17 protein-coding genes are annotated in these 20,133 nt (G+C 70.3%); 8 read left to right on the top strand and 9 right to left on the bottom strand.

Features of this window, described 5'->3' with window-relative positions; all coding sequences use genetic code 11:
* The first annotated feature begins 188 nt into the window (after window positions 1-188).
* A complete protein-coding gene (locus CQ047_RS11895) occupies window positions 189-965 on the top strand; it encodes an ABC transporter ATP-binding protein (protein ID WP_105675497.1) in 777 nt (258 codons plus the stop codon).
* The gene (locus CQ047_RS11890; protein ID WP_105675495.1) at window positions 947-2,539 is read left to right on the top strand and encodes a hypothetical protein; all 1,593 of its coding nucleotides are present in this window, start codon (window positions 947-949) and stop codon (window positions 2,537-2,539) included. The genes CQ047_RS11895 and CQ047_RS11890 overlap by 19 nt, the downstream gene beginning before the upstream one ends.
* A 52-nt stretch (window positions 2,540-2,591) precedes the next feature.
* Here the strand turns inward: CQ047_RS11890 and proC are convergent, their stop codons facing one another.
* Window positions 2,592-3,431 carry a pyrroline-5-carboxylate reductase gene (gene proC / locus CQ047_RS11885; RefSeq protein ID WP_105675493.1) on the bottom strand — a complete coding sequence of 280 codons (840 nt, stop codon included), beginning with the start codon at window positions 3,429-3,431 and terminating at the stop codon, window positions 2,592-2,594.
* A gap of 59 nt (window positions 3,432-3,490) precedes the next feature.
* Between proC and CQ047_RS11880 the strand changes: the two genes are divergently transcribed.
* A complete protein-coding gene (locus CQ047_RS11880; RefSeq protein WP_105675491.1) occupies window positions 3,491-4,462 on the top strand; it encodes a cation diffusion facilitator family transporter in 972 nt (323 codons plus the stop codon).
* A 2-nt stretch (window positions 4,463-4,464) separates the two neighbouring features.
* Window positions 4,465-5,361 carry an alpha/beta hydrolase gene (locus CQ047_RS11875; protein WP_105675489.1) on the top strand — a complete coding sequence of 299 codons (897 nt, stop codon included), beginning with the start codon at window positions 4,465-4,467 and terminating at the stop codon, window positions 5,359-5,361.
* A 90-nt stretch (window positions 5,362-5,451) separates the two neighbouring features.
* On the opposite strand, the gene tadA is transcribed toward CQ047_RS11875, so the two are convergent.
* A complete protein-coding gene (gene tadA, locus CQ047_RS11870) occupies window positions 5,452-5,907 on the bottom strand; it encodes a tRNA adenosine(34) deaminase TadA (RefSeq protein WP_105675487.1) in 456 nt (151 codons plus the stop codon).
* Between the two features lie 80 nt (window positions 5,908-5,987).
* Here tadA and upp point away from each other — a divergent pair, with 80 nt between their 5' ends.
* On the top strand, window positions 5,988-6,620 hold the full coding sequence (upp, locus tag CQ047_RS11865) for a uracil phosphoribosyltransferase (protein WP_105675485.1): 633 nt from the start codon (window positions 5,988-5,990) through the stop codon (window positions 6,618-6,620).
* Window positions 6,621-6,841: 221 nt separating this feature from the next.
* Here upp and CQ047_RS11860 read toward each other — a convergent pair whose 3' ends face one another.
* From CQ047_RS11860 to nadE, 3 genes are all read right to left on the bottom strand, one after another.
* Window positions 6,842-7,609 (bottom strand): hypothetical protein, encoded by a 768-nt coding sequence (locus CQ047_RS11860; protein WP_105675483.1) that lies wholly within the window; start codon window positions 7,607-7,609, stop codon window positions 6,842-6,844.
* A gap of 3 nt (window positions 7,610-7,612) precedes the next feature.
* The gene (locus CQ047_RS11855; RefSeq protein ID WP_105675481.1) at window positions 7,613-11,083 is read right to left on the bottom strand and encodes a bifunctional RecB family nuclease/DEAD/DEAH box helicase; all 3,471 of its coding nucleotides are present in this window, start codon (window positions 11,081-11,083) and stop codon (window positions 7,613-7,615) included.
* 62 nt (window positions 11,084-11,145) lie between these two features.
* Entirely contained in the window at window positions 11,146-11,964 is an 819-nt protein-coding gene (gene nadE / locus CQ047_RS11850) for an ammonia-dependent NAD(+) synthetase (RefSeq protein ID WP_105675479.1), read from the bottom strand.
* Window positions 11,965-12,060: 96 nt separating this feature from the next.
* Between nadE and CQ047_RS11845 the strand changes: the two genes are divergently transcribed.
* Window positions 12,061-12,618: a nucleosidase gene (locus CQ047_RS11845; RefSeq protein WP_105675477.1), complete on the top strand. Its 558-nt coding sequence runs from the start codon at window positions 12,061-12,063 to the stop codon at window positions 12,616-12,618.
* Between the two features lie 66 nt (window positions 12,619-12,684).
* Here CQ047_RS11845 and CQ047_RS11840 read toward each other — a convergent pair whose 3' ends face one another.
* From CQ047_RS11840 to CQ047_RS11825, 4 genes are all read right to left on the bottom strand, one after another.
* On the bottom strand, window positions 12,685-15,708 hold the full coding sequence (locus CQ047_RS11840) for an AAA family ATPase (RefSeq protein WP_105675475.1): 3,024 nt from the start codon (window positions 15,706-15,708) through the stop codon (window positions 12,685-12,687).
* A 15-nt stretch (window positions 15,709-15,723) separates the two neighbouring features.
* The gene (locus CQ047_RS11835; RefSeq protein WP_105675473.1) at window positions 15,724-16,878 is read right to left on the bottom strand and encodes an exonuclease SbcCD subunit D; all 1,155 of its coding nucleotides are present in this window, start codon (window positions 16,876-16,878) and stop codon (window positions 15,724-15,726) included.
* Window positions 16,879-17,138: 260 nt separating this feature from the next.
* Window positions 17,139-17,603, bottom strand: coding sequence for a DIP1984 family protein (locus CQ047_RS11830; RefSeq protein ID WP_105675470.1), 465 nt, complete (start codon window positions 17,601-17,603; stop codon window positions 17,139-17,141).
* A gap of 62 nt (window positions 17,604-17,665) precedes the next feature.
* On the bottom strand, window positions 17,666-17,974 hold the full coding sequence (locus CQ047_RS11825; RefSeq protein WP_105675468.1) for a GNAT family N-acetyltransferase: 309 nt from the start codon (window positions 17,972-17,974) through the stop codon (window positions 17,666-17,668).
* 326 nt (window positions 17,975-18,300) lie between these two features.
* Here CQ047_RS11825 and CQ047_RS11820 point away from each other — a divergent pair, with 326 nt between their 5' ends.
* Both CQ047_RS11820 and CQ047_RS11815 read left to right on the top strand, forming a co-directional pair.
* Window positions 18,301-18,990, top strand: a complete 690-nt coding sequence (locus CQ047_RS11820) for a winged helix-turn-helix domain-containing protein (RefSeq protein WP_105675466.1) — start codon at window positions 18,301-18,303, stop codon at window positions 18,988-18,990.
* A gap of 182 nt (window positions 18,991-19,172) precedes the next feature.
* Window positions 19,173-20,129 (top strand): DNA-3-methyladenine glycosylase, encoded by a 957-nt coding sequence (locus tag CQ047_RS11815; RefSeq protein WP_105675464.1) that lies wholly within the window; start codon window positions 19,173-19,175, stop codon window positions 20,127-20,129.
* Window positions 20,130-20,133: the final 4 nt, after the last annotated feature.

Below are 20,133 nucleotides of genomic sequence, written 5' to 3'. Positions count from 1 at the left end.
AACCGGAACTCGGCCGATCATCCGGAAACCGGCCGACCACCCGGCATCCCGGAACCCAGCCGATCATCCGGAAACGGGACGATCGCCGCGGCGCGACCGCGGGATGCCGAGGCGCGGAGGAACTCCCGGTCCGGATATCCCCCGCTCGGCGGATGCCTCTGCGTCCGCCTCCGTGGTGGGATGGGGGCATGACCGACCAGACAGCGGCCCCTCCCGTCCTCGCCCTCCGCGGCCTGCGCAAGCAGTTCGGCCAGAAGGTGGCGGTCGACAACCTGTCGCTCGATGTACCCGCTGGCACCATGCTGGGCCTTCTCGGCCCCAACGGCGCGGGCAAGACCACGACGCTCTCGATGACGACGGGTCTGCTGCGCCCTGACGCCGGAACCGCCTGGATCCTCGGGGTCGACGTGTGGCAGAACCCCGCGGAGGCGAAGGCGCGCATGGGGGTCCTGCCCGACGGCATCCGGATGCTCGACCGCCTCACCGGCGCCGAGCTCCTGCGCTACAGCGGACTGCTCCGGGGGATGCCGGAGGCGGAGGTCGTGTCGCGCGCCGCGGAGCTGCTCGACGCCCTGGGACTGACGGATGCGGGCGACACCCTCGTCGTGGACTACTCCGCGGGCATGCGCAAGAAGATCGGTCTCGCCTGTGCGCTGATCCACGCCCCTCGGCTCCTCATCCTCGACGAGCCGCTCGAAGCGGTGGACCCGGTGTCGGGAGAGACGATCAGGCAGATCCTCCGCGCCTTCGTGAACGGCGGCGGCACGGTGGTGCTGTCGAGTCACGTGATGGAGCTCGTCGAGTCCATGTGCGACCGGGTCGCGATCGTCGCGGAAGGCCGTCTGCTCGCGGACGGCACGCTCGACGAGGTCCGCGCAGGGATGAGCCTGCAGCAGCGCTTCCTGTCGCTGGTCGGCGCGCACGAGCTCGGATCGGAGACGCTGTCATGGTTGCGCTCCTCGTAAGCCTGCGGTGGCGCCAGCTGGGCCATCAGCTCCGTCGCAACCCGTGGATGATCGTGACGCTGATCATCACAGGGATGATGGCGCTCGGATTCCTCGCGCTGCTCGCGTTCGGTCTCGTCGCGATGCGGATCGCGGCCCCCGAAACCGCCGTCACGGTCATGGTCATCACCGGCGCGATCATCGTCGCCGGCTGGTGGCTCGGATCGCTGCTCGTGAGCGCGGACGACTCCCTCGCTCCCGAGCGGTTCGCCCTGCTGCCGGTGACCGCCTCCGCGCTCCTTCCCGGAATGGTCGTCGCCGGCGCCACCACGATCGGCGGAATCGGCACCGCGATCGCCCTCGTGCTCATGCTGCTGGGGTGGTCGGTCAATGCGTTCGCCCTCATCGCCGGGCTCATCACGATCCCCTTGGCCCTCGCGACCTGCGTGCTCGGCGCGCGCGTCATCAGCGGGCTCCTCGCGGGGTGGCTCGCCCGGCGCCGCACCCGCGACCTGGTCGTGACGCTCGGCGTGCTGCTCGCTGCATCCTCCGGGCTGCTGATCAACCTCGCGCTCAGCGCCTTCCGGCAGATGGGCGATGTGGGATCGGCCTTCTCCGGCGCCGCGGACGCCCTCGCCTGGACACCGCTCGCCGCCGTGTTCGGCGTGCCTGCGGCGCTCGTCGACGGCGACATCGGCACCGCGGGACTGCGGATGCTGATCGCCCTCGCCACCGTCGTCGTGTTGTGGTTCGCAGCGCGGGCCCTGCTCGCGGCACGGCTGGTGGCCCCGATCCAGGGCAGCGGCGGCGGCCGGGTGCGGTCGGGCGGCCTCGTCGACCGGATGCTGCCCGCCACAGCGGTGGGAGCGATCGCCGCACGCACGCTCCGCTATTTCCGCCGCGATCCTCGTCAGGTCATCAACGTGGTCATGATGCTGCTCCTGCCGGCGATCCTGATCGGGGTCGTCTTCATGAACGGCCTGCAGGACGAGCAGATCGGCTTCGGTCCGGTGATCACGCTGGTCCCCGCGATCAACGCACTGATGATCGGCACCATCATGCAGATGGCGATCGCCTACGACAACGATGCGGTCGCCATGCACATCCTCACCGGGGTGAGCGGCACCGTCGACCGCTTCGGGCGACTGCTCGGCTTCGCGATCATCGCCGTGCCGCTCACTCTCGTGCTCTGCGTCGCCAGCTGCGTGCTGGCAGGACGTATCGACCTGCTGCCGGGAAGCCTGGGGGCTGCGCTCGGACTGGGGGCGGTGTCGGCAGGCGCCGGCGCGTGGGCGGGGAGCTTCCTGCCAGGACGTGCTCCGGCCCCGGAGGCCAACCCGTTCGGACGCGGGTCGTCGGGCGGCGTGCAGTCGCTCATCGCGATGATGGTGATGTCGCCGATCACGCTGATCCTCGGCGCTCCGGCGCTCGGGTTCGCGATCGCCGCGTTCTGGGTGCCGCCGCTCGGCTGGGTGAGCCTGGTGTGCGGACTCGTGATCGGCGCCGCCGCCGTATGGGGCGGGGCCGTCCTGGGCGGACGAGTGCTCGACGGCCGCTGGCCGCAGGTCCTCGCCGAGGTGTCGAGCGAGGCGTAACCGCGGGCTATCGCCCTGATCTCGAGCGGTCCTCCGTGGCAGAGGCGGTGGATCACGCCCCGGCCGCGAGTTCCTTAGCACGGGCCAGCGCCGCCGCGGCAGCATCGGCGAAGGTCCGGTCGAGGTGCGCATCCTGCAGCACCGCGATCGCGCGCTCGGTCGTGCCCTTGGGGCTCGTGACCCGGCGGCGCAGCTCGGCGGGGTCCTCTCCCGATGCGTCGAGGAGCGCGGTCGCCCCGATGAAGGTCTGCTCCGCCATCAGGCGCGCATCGGCCTCTGTGAAGCCCAGATCGACCGCCGCCGCGGTCAGCTTCTCGATCAGCAGAAACACGTACGCGGGTCCGGAGCCCGAGATCGTGGAGAGCGCGTCGATCTGCGACTCCGGCACCTCGATCACGGCGCCGACGGTCTCGAACATGCGACGAACCTCGGCGAGATCGGACTCCGTGACCGCAGCCCCGGCGGCGAGTCCGGTGACCGCCTTGCCGACGGTCGCGGGGGTGTTCGGCATCGAGCGGATGACACGCGCCTCAGCGCCGAGCACATCGGCGAAGGTCTGCAGGGTGACCCCTGCGGCGATGCTGACGACGATCGTCTCCGGCTTCAGGTGCGGCCCGATCTCGCGGAGCAGGTCCGGCACCATCGCGGGCTTCACACCGACGATGACGATGCCGGCGGATGCCGCGGCGTCGAGGTTGCCGGTCGGATGCCCGTCGAGGGCGACGCTGGTGACGCCCGGCATCCCCTCCAGCGTCGCCGCGCTCTGCGCGGTGCGGTTGGTCGCGGTGATGCCGCCGTCGACCGCGATGCCCGAGGCGACGACGCCGCGGAGGATCGCCCCTCCCATGGAACCGGCACCGAGAAAAGCGATCGAGGGAAGCGCGTCAGTCATGTCGTCATCCTACGGCGGCTCGCCGCTGATCCCTCAGGGAGGAGATCTAGACTCGTCCCATGAGTGCATCCGGCGGCAGCAGAGCAATCATCGCGGCGTTCCTGGCGAACCTGGGCATCGCGCTCGCGAAGTTCATCGCATGGGCGCTGTCGGGCTCGGCCTCGATGCTCGCCGAGGCGATCCACTCCGTCGCCGACTCGGGCAACCAGCTGCTCCTCATGTTCGGCGGGCGCAAGGCTCAGCGCCAGGCCGACCGCGAGCATCCCTTCGGCTACGGCCGGGAGCGCTACGTCTCCGCGTTCGTGGTGTCGATCATCCTGTTCTCGGTCGGCGGTGTCTTCGCGATCTACGAGGGCGTCGACAAGCTGCGCCACCCGCACGAGCTCGACCCGGTGTGGTGGTGGCTTCCGATCGTGGTGCTGCTCGTCGCGATCGTGCTCGAATCGGTCTCCCTGCGCACCGCGGTGAAGGAGAGCAACCTGGTGCGCGAGAAGGGGCAGTCGTGGGCGTCGTTCGTGCGCCGCGCGAAGGCCCCCGAGCTCCCCGTCGTGCTTCTCGAAGACACCGGAGCCCTCACCGGCCTGGCGTTCGCGCTGCTCGGCGTCGGCCTCACCGTCATCACGGGCAACCCGCTCTTCGACGCCCTCGGCACCGTCATGATCGGTCTGCTTCTCGTGGCCATCGCGATCGTGCTCGGCATCGAGACCAAGAGCCTGCTGGTCGGCGAGGGCGCGAACCCCGCCGACTACGACCGCATCGTCGACGCCGTCAACGAGGGTCCCGAAGTGGAGAAGATCATCCACATGAAGACCCTGTACCTCGGCCCTGACGAGCTGATGGTCGCGGCAAAGATCGCGCTGAGCGCCGACAAGCCGCTGCGCGAGGTCGCCGACGACATCGACGAGATCGAGGCGCGCATCCGTGCGGCGCTTCCGATCGCCCGCGTGATCTACATCGAGCCCGACGTGTATCGCCCGGCGATCGACCCGCAGCCGTCGACCGATGTGTTCGTGCTGAAGTCCTCGGACTGATCGTGCCGGTGCGGGACGAGCTGAGGTCCGCGCTCGCGCGCCCCGACCTGCCGGTCGAGACGCGGACGAAGATCCAGCACGTCCAATCCGTGCTGGACGCCGACTCTCAGGCGCGGCTGGAGTCCTTCACGATCCTCGACGGTCGGCCCTACGCCGTCGTTTCCTTCGGCGATCCGAGCACGGCCGACCTCGTCGTGTACCTGCTGCACGGCATCGACACGGACCTCGCGTCCTTCCCCGAGTGGGCGGACGCCGCGCAGCGACTGTGCATCGACATCATCCGCACGTGCGTGGCGCGCGGCGAGCCGCGCAAGGTCGCGACCGTCGCCTGGTTCGCGTGGGACTCCGGAACGCACGTCACGGCGCTCGCGACCAAGCACGCGACCATCGGCGCCGCCCGGCTGTCGGTCGACATCGATCGGCTGATCGTGCGGAATCCCGGCGCCCACATCGCCGCCGTCGCCTACTCGTACTCGACCACCCTGCTCGGCGAGATGTTCGCGCTGAACATCGCCGACGAGGTCCGCACGGCGTTCTGCATCGCCTCGGCCGGCGTCACCCACGCCGCGAGCACGGCGATCGAGGACGCGATCGAACGAGAAGAGGCCGTGGTCTACGCCACCGAGGGCGCCGGCGACGGCGTCGCCCCGATGGGACGGCTCGGCAACCACCCGATCGATCCGCGCGACATCCGCGGCGTCATCGTGTACGACTCCGACGGCGGCGAGGCACCGGGCATCGACGGCGGCGTGGTCGCGGGGGTCCCCGTCGAGGGCCACGCCTCCCAGACCGCGGTCGACGAACGAGGCATCCGACACCCCGGCTACTTCGACGAGCGCGCGCAGTCGTACCTGACGCTGGTCGCTCGCCTGGCGGACGCCGTCACGACCGCTCTCTGACGCCGGCGCGGGGTGCCGGGGCAGAGCACGGGCGGGTGCCGGGGCAGAGCCCGGGGATCAGATCGCTGGGCGTGATCGCGGGTACTGCGCTCAGCGCCGCTGTTCGAAGAAGGCGCGGAGAAGACCTGTCGCGGCATCCGCTTCGACGCCCCCGACGACCTCGGCCCGGTAGGGCAGCCGGCGGTCGCGCAGCACGTCGTACATGGAGCCGGCGGCTCCGGCCTTGTCGTCCCAGGCCCCGAACACGACGCGCGAGATGCGCGACTGCAGGATCGCCCCTGCGCACATGACACAGGGTTCGAGGGTGACGACGAGGGTGCATCCGTCGAGATTCCAGGAGCCGAGGGATGCCGCCGCTCCGCGGAGCGCGTTCACCTCCGCGTGGCCGGTGGGGTCGTGCGTGGCCTCTCGATCGTTGCGTCCCTCGGCGAGCACGCGTCCTTCCGCATCGAGGACCACGGCTCCGACGGGGATCTCATCGGCTGCGGCGGCCTCGGCGGCGAGCTCCAGAGCACGCGTCATCGCACGGTCGTCAGCGGAGGTCATGGGACGAGCCTACGGCGCGCGGCGCGGGTGCCGCGGCATCCGATGTCGTGCGGGGCTGTGCGGCGCATTAGCCTGTATCCATGCGCGTTCACGTTGCCGACCACCCTCTCATCACCCACAAGCTCTCGGTGCTGCGCGACGAGCGCACCCCGTCGCCGGTGTTCCGCCAGCTCACGGAGGAGCTCGTGACGCTGCTCGCCTACGAGGCGACGCGCAACGTGCGGGTCAGCCCCATCGAGATCACCACCCCGGTGACGAAGACGATGGGCGTCAAGATCTCCGAGCCCCGGCCCATCGTGGTGCCGATCCTGCGCGCCGGCCTCGGCATGCTGGAGGGTCTCGTCAAGCTGCTGCCGACCGCCGAGGTCGGGTTCCTCGGCATGGTCCGCGATGAGGAGACCTTCGAGCCGACGACCTACGCCGAGCGTCTTCCCGACGACCTCAGTGACCGCCAGTGCTTCGCGATCGACCCGATGCTCGCCACCGGCGGCTCGCTCGCCGCGGCGATCCAGTTCCTCTTCGACCGCGGAGCCAAGGATGTCACCGCGATCTGCCTGCTCGGCACCCCCGAGGGAGTCGCCGCGATCGAGGCGCTCGTCGGCGACCGCGACGTCACCCTGGTGCTGGGCGCACTCGACGAGCGGCTCAACGAGAAGGGCTACATCGTCCCCGGTCTCGGCGACGCCGGAGACCGCCTGTACGGCACCGTCTGACCCTCGGGCCCAATTGCGGCTTCCCCGGCGCAGCAGAGCTGCGTTGGGTAGCGGGCGGAGGCGCCGCGGCGGAGCTCTGCGCATGGGCCCGGGCCTGAGTCAGACGCTCGATCAGGGCTGCAGAGCGGCGCCCGGTTCAGTTGCTCGGGCACGCCCACAGAGCTGGGCACCGAGAGCGGGCGGAAGCGTCGCAGCAGAGCTGCGCTCGGGCGGGGCCGGAGTCAGACGCTCAGCCGGTACGCGCGCTCGTCTCCGTAGTGCCGGAACCCCGCTCGTTCGAGGATCGGCGCGGATGTCGAGATCCTGCCCTTCACGAGCGCGGTCGTCGCGCCGAGCTCGGCGCTCGCTCGGAGCCGCTCCGCCAGGACCGCCCGATACGCGCCGCGGCCTCGAGCCCGCTCCAGGGTCGCGGCACCCCACAGGCGGGTGAAGCCTTCGACGATCGTGCAGCCGCCGGTGCTCACAGCCTCGCCGTCGAGTCGGCCGAGCACGCGCACGCCTTCTGCGGCTTCAAGCCCGGCAGTCACCTCCGCCAGCTCGGTGCGCAGTCCCTCCTCATCGAGCGGCGACTGCTCCCACACCGGCACGTTGATCGCGTCCACTTCGCGCACCTGCTCCAGCGTGCGGACCACCTCGGCGGTGACTCCGCTCGGAACGTCGATCGCGAGCTGATCGATCGCGAGGGCGAACACGGCGACCGTATCCTCGTGCAGGGCGCCGCGGCGGCGCAGCTCCTCCTCGAGATCAGGGTCGTCGGACGGATTCGTCCAGAAGGTCAACTGCGACTCGCCCCATGCTCGGGTCTTCTCGACAGCACGATCGAGAACCGCGGCGGCGCTCGACGGCGAGCTGACCTGGGAGCCGCGCACACCGCCTCCGAACCGTTCGGGGTACCTCACCAGCAGCAGGTCTTCCCGCACGTGCTCGCTGTCGCGCGGCAGCCAGGCCCAGGCGGCGGCCGCGCGAAGGATGTCGTCCGTCGTGTGCATCGTTCAGTCCTCTCCGGCGCCGACCAGTCGGGCGAACGCGCTGAGCCGTGCAACGCCCTCCGGCGTGTACGGCAGATCGTCGAGAAGCGCGGGCGAGTGGATCAGATAGGCGACGACCTGGGCGCGCGAGATCGCCACGTTCAGCCGGTTCTGCAGGAGCAGGAACTCCGGACCGCGGGGAGCGTCTCGCCCGCTGGATGCGGCGAGCGAGGTGATCGACACGACGGCCTCCTTGCCCTGGAAGTTGTCGACCGTGCCTACAGGGACATCGGGGAAGCCTGCGGTGGAGAGCGCGTCGTGCACGAGCTGACGTTGCGCGTTGTAGGGCGTGACGACGATGATGTCGGACTGTACGAGAGGGCGCGCCGTGGCGTCCGCGTCGTTGTCGGTGAACGTGCGGCCGAGGAGATCGGCCACGAGTGCGACGACCGCCTCCGCCTCTTCAGCGGACTGCGTCGCGTTGCCACGGTGGCGCAGGGGCAGGACGTGAAGGCCGGGATCGATGCCGGCGAGCGATCTCTTCTCGGTGCCAGGAGCGGAAGCCAGCTTGCCTGCGTAGGCGAGCGTGGAGACCGGGGCGGCGACCAACGGGTGCATTCTCCACGACCTCGCGAGGAAGTACCCGTACTCGGGCTTCACGACCGCGTCACCGTCCATGACCCATCCGAGCGCGGAGGTGTCGACCGGTTCGGGATGAGCGCCCTGGCTCACCTGGGGCAGCTGCTGGGGGTCTCCGAGCAGCAGCAGTCGCTTCGCCCCCGCGGCCACCGCGATCGTCGACGCGAGCGAGAACTGTCCGGCCTCATCGATCACCAGCAGGTCGAGACCCCGGCGGCCGACCCGCTGAGTGTTGCTGAAGTCCCAGGCCGTGCCGCCGACCACGACGCCCTCACCGCTGTGCTCGGCGAGGAACGACGCCATCCCGCTCTTCGGGATCACCGTGTACGACGGATCGCCGTCATCGGACTTCGGCGCCTTGCCCACCTGCGAAGGAGACACGCCGTCGGCGACCACCCGCTCGAGCAGGGTCTCGATGATCGCATGGGATTGGGCGACGACTCCGACCTTGAAGCCGTGCTCGTTCACCAGCCGCGCGATGACCTGGGACCCGGTGTACGTCTTGCCGGTACCGGGAGGCCCCTGCACCGCGAGGTAGCTGTGGTCGAGATCGAGGATGCCGCGTACGATCGCATCGATCGTGTCGCCACCCGCTTCCGGAAGCGGCGCTCCCGACACCGTGCGCGGAGGGATCCGCCGGAGGATGTCGGTCGCCGCGTCGTCGGGGAAGCCCGGCGCGGCCAGGTGCACGGCATCCGCCCACTCGTCGATCGCCCCCTGCAGGGAGACCACTCTCGGCGGCGCGGCCGGAGTCAGCGCGATCGGGAGCTCGTCCCACGTCTGCCCCTGAACAGCGGTCTCGGTCACGAGATATCCGTCGTCGAGCACCTCGGCGATCGTCACCGTGTGCGGCACGTGCACGACACGTGAGGGCACTTCGGTGTCAAAGGGCGCGGGGACCTCGTACAGCGCGAACGGCTGCGACCCGACGCCGAGCGTCGTACCCGGGGACACCTCGCCGCGGATCTCGATGTCGCGCGACATCACCCGACGGCCCTCGCCCACGCTCCAGTCACGGCTCACGGTCGACGAGAACCGATCGACGCGGATGACGTCTCTCGTGCCGTCCCACATCGTGACCGGCTCACGGAGTCTCTGGAAGTGCGAGACCCAGAAGCTCTTCGCCTCCCGGGGGAAGTAGTCGATGGCCGCGGCGGCGATCCGGTGCACCTGACCGTCGCCGCCCGCCTCGACGTCATGCTCCGCGTCGCCGAGCAGGGCGACTGACCGCGGAGACGGCTCGTACATGGCCTCGTCGGCCTGGTCGGGCGGCGCCGGGTGCACACCCTTCTCCCGAGCGATGTTGATCAGCCAGTTGCGCAGACGCCGCGTCGACACGCAGTCGTAGCGGTTGTAGTCGGCGAGGTCGGCGAACACAGCATCCGCCTCGGCCTGCTCCCCCGCGGCCGCGAACTCGCGCGCTGCGACGTACTGGACGATCGAGTCGTCGCCCTTCTGCACATCGCTCGTGCGCACATCGGCGCCCATGTAGAGCGGTTCGAGCTTCTTGATCGAGTACGAGCGCGACCCGACGCGCACCGTGCGCAGCACGAGCGGGTAGAGGTCGACGAACACGCCCTCTCTGAGGAGCCGATCGACCTCGCCCTCCCGCACGCCGTGCCTGGCCGCCATCGCGACGAGGTGCGAGGTCTCGTACGGGGCGTAGTGGTAGATGTGCATGCCAGGGTGGGCGGCTCTGCGCACCTTCACGAAATCGAGGAAGTCCTCCAGAGCCCTCTTCTCCGCGGCGAAGTCGTGCGCCCACAGCGCGGTGTACTGATCGAGGTTGTCGACCCAGCCGAAGAGGTAGTCGATCCCCCACTCCGACTCCCCCGCCGGCGCCGGCTCGGTGTAGAGCGGGTCGCCCTCGAAGTCGAAGAAGATGTCGCCGTGGCTCGGAACAGGGAGCGTGTGGATCGCCGCCGCGTAGTGCACGTCGAACGTGGGAGTCCCCGCCGCATCTGCCCGCAGCTGGAGTTCGGCCTGCGCACGGAGCGTCGCGAACGTGTCTGGATTCATGCCCTCCGGCGCATCGGACGCCGCGGCGAGCTGATCGATCGTCTCGATGCCCGCTGAGCGCAGACGAGCGCGCTGCACCGGCCGCATGCGCGCCACCATGAGCAGATCCCTGTGCGCCAGCACCTGTTCCTCGCACGTGGCGCAGCGGCCGCACGCGACGACATCGAGATCGCCGCGGTCGTCTCCCCACGCGAGCGGAGCCCCGGCCGAACCCTCCGCGATCCGACGATCGGCGATCAAGGCTCGCAGCCGCCCACGCCGCACGCGGAACAGCGGGAGGAGGTCATCGACCCGGTGCGTGCTCCGCGTGCCGTCGCCGAGGATCAGATCGACCTCGTCGGATCGGGGGATGCCGAGGCGGTCAAGCTGGTCGACGTATGCCGCGAGCTGCATGAGCGCCGTGACCCGCGCCTTGCGGGCGAGCTTGGAGTCCTCCACCCGCCAGCGGCCGTCGGGATCGCGCCGCAGGAAGTCGGCGAAACCGACGAACTCCTCGGTCGCGAACGCCGCCTGGAAGATCACCCGGGCGTCGGAGGACAGCGCGGCGATCGTCTCGGCGACCACGCCGGCGAGCGCGTCGGCATCCACCGACGACACCTTCGCGACCTCGTGCACGCCCTGCCCGAACTCGGCCACGTAGTCGGCGAGGACCTTCTGCTCGTGGACGTCTCCGAGACGGGCGGCACGGGCCAGCGTCGCGTCCTCTGGCTCCTCGACCGCGGGAACGCGGCCGAGCTTCGCGTCGATCGCTCTGCACCACGCGAACTCGCACTCGGCCGCGGCCTTGAGGTCGCTCGCGCTCCAGATGACGCGCTGCGCCTGAGTGTCGATCCGCACGATGCTCCCGTTCTGTCGGATGCTTCGACACTAGCCGCGGCATCCGACATCACAGGACGCGCTCAGCGCCACCAGGTGTCGTCGGGGGTCACCGGAAGGTGCCGCTTGTGCTGGGTGCCGAGGTACTTCGCCTCGATGCGACCCGCGACGTCGGGAGCGACCTCTCGCCCTTCCAGGAAGTCGTCGATCTGCTCGTAGGTGAGGCCCAGTTCGTCCTCGTCCGCACGGCCGGGCTGCCCGTCGAGCAGGTCGGCCGTCGGCACCTTGAATGCGAGGCGGTCGGGGGCTCCGAGCACCTGCAGCAGCGAGCGTCCCTGACGCTTCGTGAGGCCTGAGAGCGGTAGGATGTCGGCCGCACCGTCGCCGAACTTCGTGTAGAAGCCCGTCACCGCCTCCGCCGCGTGGTCGGTGCCGATCACGAGCAGTCCGTCGTGTCCGGCGAGCGCGTACTGCGTCACCATCCGGACGCGGGCCTTGATGTTGCCGCGGTTGAAGTCGCTGATGTCGCTGGTGACGGCGAACTCGATGTCCTCCTCGACGCCGTCGACGCCGTTCTGGATGTTGACCTCGACCGAGGAGTCCGCGGAGATGAACTCCAGCGCGGCCTCGGCATCCGCCGCATCCTGCTGCACGCGATAGGGCAGACGCACCGCGAGGAACTTCGCGTCACCGCCCTCGGACCGCACGCGTTCCACGGCGAGCTGCGCCAGCCTTCCGGCGAGCGTCGAGTCCTGGCCGCCCGAGATGCCCAGCACGAAACCGCGGGCTCCGGTGGTGCGCAGGTAGTCGACGAGGAACTGCACCCGCCGCTCCACCTCGGCCTCGGGATCGATCTCGGCCTTGACGCCGAGGGCTTCAGAGATCTGCTGCTGCAGGGACACGGGGACTCCTCACTCGTTCTCGACCCAGTATCCCCCCTGCGTGTTACGAGGGGATGACACATGCTTCTACCAGGTGCGACCTGAAAAGATGAGGCAGTGAAACTTCTCGTCGCCGCCCTGAGCTCCGAACTCGCCGCATTCCCCGATACCCTCCCCGGTTTCGACCGTCTCGTGACGGGCCCCGGAAAGCTGCAGGCGACGTACGCCCTCACCCGCGCGCTCGACGCGAACAGCTATGACGAGATCGTCGTCGTGGGCACCGCCGGCGCGATCGACCCCGACCTCGCCGACGGCGTGCACGAGGTCGGCGAGGCCTTCCAGCACGACGTCACCGATCTCGACGGGATCTCCGGACAGCACGTCTCGCTGCCCGCGCGGGTCTCGACCGGCCGTGACGGGGTCCTGATCGCGACCGGCGATCACTTCGTCGACGACGCGGAGGTCACCGCCGTGATCCGTCCGACCGGCGCCGCTCTGGTCGACATGGAGACCTACGCCTACATCTGGGTCGCCGCGCAGTTCGGCGTGCCGATCCGCGTCTTCCGTGCGGTCTCCGACAGCGCAGAAGACGGTGCGCTCACCGACTGGCGTGAGGCCGTCGCACGCTGCAGCGCCCAGCTGCGGACCTTCATCCGCGAGGAATACGGGGTCTGACCGGCTCCGTTCCGCCGAGCAGCGTCCGGAAACGGATGCCGGAGGCGGTCCTGTGGACGTGCGTGGTCAGCGGGCCTCGATGACGCTCGGCCCCTCGGCCGTGGCCCTGACGGTGAGCTGAGCAGGGATCTGCTCCTGCATCGCCTCGACGTGACTGATCACGCCGACCGTGCGGCCGCCCTGACGCAGCTCGTCGAGCGTGCGCATGGCGACCTCCAGGGTGTCGCCGTCGAGCGATCCGAACCCCTCGTCGATGAACAGGGTGTCGAGTCGGATGCCGCCCGCGCGCGCCGTGACGACCTCGGCGAGCCCGAGCGCGAGAGCGAGAGAGCTGAGGAAGGTCTCGCCCCCGGAGAGCGACTGCGCAGGGCGGCTCTGGCCGGTGAAGGCGTCGAACACCACGATGCCGAGGCCTGAGGCCGCGCCCCTGGCGGCCAGCGCGTCGGAGTGCTGCAGCTGATAGCGTCCGGCCGACATGTCGCTCAGCCGTCGGTTCGCCGCCCTGACGATCTCCTCGAGCTCGGCGGCGAGCACGAAGGTCTCGAGGGTCATCTTGCGGCTGTTCGCCCCGCGGCCGGCGATGGTGTCTGCCAGCTCCCGCAGGACCTCGAACTCGGCGGCGTCGTCGCCGACGCGCGCCTGCTCGGATGCCGCGGATTCGATCAGACCCCCCAGCCTCTCGGCTGTGCCCTCCGCGCGGGAAGCGGCATCCACCGCCGCGGTCCAGCGCGCCCTGGCCTCGACGGATGCCTGCTCCTGAGGCAGGAGATCGATCGGCTCCTCGGGGAGAGTGCGCAGCTCCAGGTCGAGCAGGATCGCCTTCTCCTTGCCCCGCTGCGCCGTGTGCTCGTCGATTCGAGCTGTCAGCGCCGCCTGCGCCGCGGGCGAGCGCAGCGCCGCCTCGGCAGCTGCGACATCGTCGAAGGCCGACGCGGCGAGCGCGGCATCCCGCTCCGCGACAGCGTCGGCAGTCGTGTTCGAGTGACGCTCGCGCTCCGCGATCGCTTCGGACAGAGCACGGGCAGAGGCGATCCGCTCCTCGGCCTCCTCCAGGCGCGCCGCGACCGTCTCGTGTTCCCCCCGAGCCGAGAGGATCTGCGCCTCGGCGTCTGCACGGCGCTGAAGAAGCACGGCGAGCTCTTCCCGAGCGGCGGAGAGGGCGGCAGTGTCGTCCGCGCGACCGTTCTCGAGAGCCTCTGCTCTTGCCGTCAGAGCGGCGAGTTCCTGCTCGAGCTCCGCGACGGCCGACGCCGATGCGACACTCGTGTCGTACTCCTCTTCGGCCGCGGTGAGGTCTGCGGTCGCCTGCTCCACCGTGCGCCCATCGGCGCGGGCCGTCGCCGCAGCGAGTGCGGCGCGCGTGGCCGCGAGCTTCTCCGATGCCATGCGCTCGCGCTGGGCCGCGGCGTCGCGCGCGGCCTCGGCCTCGGCCACGTCGTCAGCCGACACCGGGTCGACATGCTCGGCGGGGGCGGGATGCTCGTACGCGCCGCAGACCGGGCAGGCCTCTCCGTCGACCAGGGCGGAGGCGAGTTCCCCCGCCATCCCGTCGGAACGGCGCTTGCGCAGCTGCGCGAACCGCGCCTGCGCCGATGCGAACGCTGCCGCCGCATCGTCGACGGCAGCGTTGTCGATGACCTCCTGCGCTTCCACCAGCTCACGCTCGGCAGCCGCCGCCTTCCGGGCTGCCGCAGCCTCGCGCGCGGCGAGGAGATCTGCGGCCCGATCGGCCCGTCGTCTCGCGTCGTCACGTCGTCGGGTGGCCGCCGCGATCCGCTCAGGAATCGTCGACCGCTCCGTCTCCCCTGCGTCGATCCGTGCGGACACGGCCGCCACACGATCTTCGGCGGCCTGGAGATCGACAGCCAGCTGCGGCGCCCGGCGCTCGAGCTCGCGCGCGTGCTCCCAGGCGCCTGTCTCCTTCGTCTGCTCCGAGGCCCAGGCATCGAGCTCCTCCGTGCTCTCGGCGGGAAGGTCGATGCCGAATCGGGTCCAGCGCCTCCGGGCCTCCTGCTCGGCATCGGTCGAGACGGTGAGCGCGACCTGCGCACGCGTCGCCGCGGCGATCGTCGCACGCAGCGCCTCGGCAGCGCGGGCAGCATCGAGCTCTGCCCGGGCGTCGGCGATCTGCGGGAGTTCGGCATCGAGCCGATCGAGGGCCGCACGGGCGCGATCACGCTCGCACTGCGCGCGCTGATCCTCTCGCAGCTCGGCCAGCGCCGCATCGGCCGCGGTGAGGCGCGTCTCGGCGTCGTCGCGCTCGGCCGCACGCCGCTCGACGCGGTAGTCCGCCCTGGCCTTGGCGCGGCGCAGGTCGTCGAGCCGCTCGTCCGTGGGGGCCGTCGACGTCAGTCCGGCAACGCTCACGTCTTCGCGCTCAGCGCGCGACGAGCCCTCTGCTCCGTCGGCCCCGAGCTCCGCGCTCGCGACCAGACGATCGGCCTCGTCGAGTCGCGCTGTCACGGCGGCGAGCCTCGTTCCGAGCCGGAGCTCCGCCTCCCGCCGACGCTCGTCGAACCGCGACTGCACATCCTCGAACCGCTCCGTGCCGAAGAGGCGGCGCAGGAGCGACTGGCGGTCTCTGCTGTTCGCGAGCAGGAACTCCGAGAACCGGTTCTGTGCCAGCAGGATCACCTGCAGGAACTGCTCCCTGCTGAGCTGCAGGATCTCGTCGAGCTCACCGGCGACATCGACCGCTCGGGCGGCGCGACCAATCCAGCCGACGTCCGTCCACTCGTCGAGAGCGACCGCGGCCGCCTGCTTCGTGAGACCGCCGCCTCGCTTCGCCGGCCGCAGATACTCCGGCGAGCGGGTGACCCGGAACCGCCCGGAGGGCGTGCTGAACTCCACGACGACCTCGGACACCTCATCGGGCTCGCTGTGATCGCTCCTCAGCCTCTTCTCGCTCCCGTCGTAGCGGGGAACACCTCCGTAGAGGCCGAAGCACACCGCATCGAGGATGCTGGACTTGCCTGCGCCCGTCCGCCCGGCGATGAGGAAGATGCCGTCGTCGGCGAACGCGTCGAAATCCACGATCTGACGCGAACGGAACGGGCCGAAGCCCTCGACCTCCAGGCGGTGCAGCTGCATCGGATCAGTACCCGCTCAGACCAGTGCCTCGGTCCGCGCACGATCGTCGAGGATCTCGCGGATCAGCTCGCTCTCTCGCTCGGACGCCCCCTGCCCTGCGCGGACGTGCTGCAGGAAGGCCTCGATCCGGTCGGTGTCGGTGACGGCCATCCGCAGGCGCTCGGAATAGGAGCGCTCATCGACCTCGGCGCTCACCGAGGGCTGATGCTGCACCATCGCGCAGAAGGGATACTGCTCACGCAGACGGCGCATCGGCTCTGCCTGTGCGACGGCGTCGGTGTAGATCGCGCACACCCAGTCTTCGGCGTGCGCGGCGACGTTCTCGACCGACAGGATCTCGTCGAGAGTGCCGGTGAGCGTCACGAGTGCGCGGGGCACGGGCAGATCGAGCCACTCGACAGACGCCAGGCCGTCGGCGTCGAGCTCGACCAGCCAGGAGCCTCGCGGCTTGTGCTGCTCGCCGAAGCTGTAGTGCAGCGGCGCCCCCGAGTAGCGCACGCGTTCGCTCACCTGCTGACGACCGTGGATGTGCCCGAGCGCCACGTAGTCGGGACCGTCGAAGACCTCGAGCGGGACCACGTCGAGACCGCCCTGGCGGACCTCGCGCTCGAGGCCGGCGGTGACGTCGACGCCCGCCGCGAAGCAGTGCGCGATCGCGACCGAGCGCCCTTCGTGCCGGTCGATGCCCTCGCGCACCAGCCCCATGGCGTACGCCATCGTCTGGGCCTGAGTGCGCAGCTGCGCCTCCGGCCAGTGCTGGCGGACGATCGCCGGCTCGAGGTACGGGATGCCGAAGAAGCGCACGGGGCCGTCGGCGTCGTGCACCGTGACGGGGTCGCCGATCGCACGCGGATCGGTGAGCACGTCGATGCCGTCGCGCAGGAGCCTGGCCTGGAACCCGAGCCGCGCGGCGGAGTCGTGGTTGCCGCTCGTCACGATGACGCGGGCTCCCGTCTCGTGCAGCGCGACGAGCGCATCGCCGAGGAGCGTGTACGCGGCCGCAGCCGGTGTCGCCGAGTCGAACACGTCGCCGGCGACCACCACGACGTCGACGTCGTTCTCGCGAACCTGCTCCGTGAGCGCCCCGAAGACCTCGGCCAGCGCATCCATGGTCGAGTTGCCATGGAAGGTGCGGCCGATGTGCCAGTCGGAGGTGTGCAGGATTCGCATACCCTCACGGTACGGAGGGCCTCCGACATCACGTCCGAGGCGTGCCGGACGCGATCCTGAATGAGAGAGCGGAAGGTCCCCTGACCCACCCTCGCCATGACGATCGGCACGCGGTGATGCGAGATGCGCTGTGCGCTGTCACCTGTGCGGGGTGCGGGGCTGCGTGATACGGGATCTGGGCTGCCCTCCGCCCGACAAGGGCCGGTCTTGCCCCACCGGCAGGGGTTGTGCCCGCTTCGTCGTGGCTACCGACTTCCGCTCTACTCCTCCAGGTCGCTCGTCCAGTTCGCCTGCTGGATGCGGTTGTCCAGCTCCCGCAGCTCGACGGCGACGGCATCCGCCCTCTCGCGCAGCGTCGCGACGGGAAGAGCCGCCACCTGCCGCAGCTCGGAGCGCATCTGCCGGAACATCCCGGCGGACCCGGAGGCCGCCGACGCCGCGTCCGCGAGCAGCGAATGCCGCAGGCGCAGCACGTCGCGAGCCGCGAGCGCGTCTGTCATCGTGCCGTCCGCGTCGAGATCGAGCCGGGAGTTGGTGGCGTTGATGCGGCGGATCAGCTCCTGGAGGCGCTCCAGCGCGGCATCCGCCTCGACGATGAGCGCCGCGGCGTCCTCCGCCGGCTCCTCGCCCTCCTGATAGCGCGCGTTTGCGGTGATGCGGGATCGGAGCTGCTCGATCCTGCGCTGCAGATCGGCTCTCGCGGTGAGCGCTTCGGCGAGTTTCATCCGGTCATCTCCTCGGGGTGCACGTGCGGACGGCGTCGTAACACAGTGTCACAGAAGCCGGATCATCGTGTACGGAGCAGATCCGCGTGCTCGGGGTGCGCGGCGAACCAGTCTGCGACGTACCAGCAGACCGGATCGACCTTGCGATCCCCCCGGGACTCGAGGTCGGCGACAGCGCCCTCCACGACCTTCGCGGCGTAGCCTTTTCCGCGGAAAGTCGGGATCGTGAAGGCTCTGGTGAGCGCGACCGTGCGTCCGTCGTCGCGGTAGTCGAGCACGCTCACGAGCTCGCCGTCGTGCAGGAGCGTGTAGCGCGACGCGTCCTTCTCATCGGTGAAGCTGAAGCCTTTTATCGCATGCGGGAGCACCATCTGAGCAACGTTACGCCCGCCCCGGCGGCCGGTGGTCGTTTTGACACGCGCAGACTTCTTCCGACATAATCCCCCCATGACCACCAACGCACGCCCTTTGTCCGCCCAGGAGGCGAACAGGACTGCCGGGATGATGATGCCCGGTCGCGTTGGCATGTGTTGCCGAATGTGTCGCTGAACGAACAGCCACCCCGCCTGACCTGACCCTTCGCGATCTGCGAGGTCGGTGTCTCCGAGCATCCACCCTTGCTCGCTCTCCCGGCGCCGCCGGTCATTCATGCAACGCATCAGAGCCGCATCGGCTCACGTCCTGAGGACTCATCATCATGTCGAACACCGCCCTTCTCGAGCGTCCCGCCGCATCCGTCCGCCCGCAGGCCGCCACCGCGCCGCTGGCCGCCGACCTCCCCGCCGTCCGCTCGCCCCGTGGCTTCGCCCTGTACGTCGGCCTCGACGAGATCAAGGCCGCCGAGGCCGGGGTCAGCCTTCCGCTCCTGGTCGACGCCCTCCGTCGCACCCTCGCCGAGCTCGCTCCCGGTGCCGAGACGCACGCCACCGTGGCGCTCGCCCCGCACGGCTCCGGCGGCCGCGACCTCGACGTCGTGCGCCTCGCCCTGCAGGAGCCCGGCGCGATCGCCCGCACCAAGGCCGCCGCCGAGGAGGACGTGACCGACGAAGAGGGCGGAGTCGTCGTCGACATCTCCCGCAAGCGCGTCCTCATCGACGGAGAGTCCGCGTCCTTCACCTACAAGGAGTTCGAGCTCCTGCAGTACCTCGTGCTCCGCGAGGGCCGCACGATCGAGCGCAGCGAGCTGGTCTCCGCGCTCTGGCAGGCGCAGGACGACGAGACCCCCGGCGAGCGCACGATCGACGTGCACGTGCGTCGCCTCCGCGCCAAGCTCGGTCGCTACGAGGACATCGTCCGCACCGTGCGCGGCATCGGCTACCGCTTCGACCGGCACGCCGACGTCGTCATCCGCTACGGCCACGGCACCCCCTCGCCCGACCGCTTCTGAGTCGGGGCGCAGGCCTTCCGGGCGCAGCACTCCGGCGACAGAACTCCGGAGATCCGCGCTCATCACCGGGGCCCGTTCGGTTCACGCGTCGCATTCCCGGGATTCTCCGGAGTTCTGCGCACGAACTCGAGGCTCACGACGTCGAGTCTCACGACGTCGGAACCGCCGCGTAGGGTGATCGCATGACCGTGACGGCAGCTCCCGAATCGGATGCCGCGGCATCCGGCGCACCGCTCGAGACCGTCTATCGCCCCGCGCGCCCCGTCGACCTCCGCTCCACCGTCGGCGTGCTCCGCCGCGGGCCTGGCGACCCGACCATGGTGCACGACGGCACGGTGATCTGGCGCGCCCTGCGTACGGCGACGGGCACAGCCACTCTCGCACTGCGCTCATCCTCCGGCGAGATCAGGGCGACCGCCTGGGGCCCTGGCGCCGCCGCCGCCCTCGACACCGTGCCCGCGCTGTGCGGAGCCCAGGACGACGACTCCGGCTTCGACGCGTCGCATCATCCCCTCGTCGCCGAGGCCGCCCGCCGCCGTCCGTCGCTGCGCCTCGCCAGGACGGACCAGGTCTTCGACGCACTGGCCTGCGCGATCCTCGAGCAGAAGGTGACGGGGCTGCAGGCGTTCCGCGCGTGGCGCGTGCTGGTGACGCGCTTCGGCGAACCCGCTCCTGGTCCGACGCCTCGGCCGATGCACGCCGCCCCCTCGGCGGAGGGCTGGCGCCGCATCCCGTCGTGGGCCTGGCACAGCGCGGGCGTGCAGCCGCCGCAGTCGAAGACGATCGTCCGCGTGGCGGAGCGCGGCGACAGCATCCGTCGCGCACTGATCGCCGCAGCGACCGGGGCCGACCGTGATCGCGTGCTCACCAGCCTCCCCGGAATCGGCCTCTGGACCTCGGCCGAGACCCGCATCCGCGCCCTCGGCGACCCGGATGCCGTGAGCGTGGGCGACTATCACCTGGCCCACGAGATCGGCTACGCGCTGACCGGCTCTCGGACCGACGACGACGGGATGCTGGAGCTGCTCGCCCCCTGGGCTGGTCACCGCCAGCGTGTGATCCGGCTGATCTCCGCGAGCGGCGTGCGCGAGCCGCGGCGGGGCCCGCGGCTCGCGCCGGAGGACCACCGCGGTCGCTGATCGC

The organism is Microbacterium sp. MYb72 (assembly GCF_002979415.1).
GTDB classification, from domain to species: Bacteria; Actinomycetota; Actinomycetes; order Actinomycetales; family Microbacteriaceae; genus Microbacterium; species Microbacterium natoriense.
The sequence above is the reverse complement of the archived record's forward strand: the minus strand, read 5'-3'. Positions and strand labels throughout refer to the sequence as shown.

Excerpts from the sequence above, each read along its gene's own strand:
- upp (WP_105675485.1), top strand. The coding sequence starts at position 5,988 with ATGCGCGTTCACGTTGCCGACCACCCTCTCATCACCCACAAGCTCTCG.
- CQ047_RS11815 (WP_105675464.1), top strand. The coding sequence starts at position 19,173 with ATGACCGTGACGGCAGCTCCCGAATCGGATGCCGCGGCATCCGGCGCA.
- CQ047_RS11860 (WP_105675483.1), bottom strand. The coding sequence starts at position 7,609 with ATGCACACGACGGACGACATCCTTCGCGCGGCCGCCGCCTGGGCCTGG.
- CQ047_RS11835 (WP_105675473.1), bottom strand. The coding sequence starts at position 16,878 with ATGCGAATCCTGCACACCTCCGACTGGCACATCGGCCGCACCTTCCAT.
- CQ047_RS11895 (WP_105675497.1), top strand. The coding sequence starts at position 189 with ATGACCGACCAGACAGCGGCCCCTCCCGTCCTCGCCCTCCGCGGCCTG.
- CQ047_RS11890 (WP_105675495.1), top strand. The coding sequence starts at position 947 with ATGGTTGCGCTCCTCGTAAGCCTGCGGTGGCGCCAGCTGGGCCATCAG.
- tadA (WP_105675487.1), bottom strand. The coding sequence starts at position 5,907 with ATGACCTCCGCTGACGACCGTGCGATGACGCGTGCTCTGGAGCTCGCC.
- CQ047_RS11825 (WP_105675468.1), bottom strand. The coding sequence starts at position 17,974 with ATGGTGCTCCCGCATGCGATAAAAGGCTTCAGCTTCACCGATGAGAAG.
- CQ047_RS11840 (WP_105675475.1), bottom strand. The coding sequence starts at position 15,708 with ATGCAGCTGCACCGCCTGGAGGTCGAGGGCTTCGGCCCGTTCCGTTCG.
- CQ047_RS11830 (WP_105675470.1), bottom strand. The coding sequence starts at position 17,603 with ATGAAACTCGCCGAAGCGCTCACCGCGAGAGCCGATCTGCAGCGCAGG.
- proC (WP_105675493.1), bottom strand. The coding sequence starts at position 3,431 with ATGACTGACGCGCTTCCCTCGATCGCTTTTCTCGGTGCCGGTTCCATG.
- CQ047_RS11820 (WP_105675466.1), top strand. The coding sequence starts at position 18,301 with ATGTCGAACACCGCCCTTCTCGAGCGTCCCGCCGCATCCGTCCGCCCG.
- CQ047_RS11880 (WP_105675491.1), top strand. The coding sequence starts at position 3,491 with ATGAGTGCATCCGGCGGCAGCAGAGCAATCATCGCGGCGTTCCTGGCG.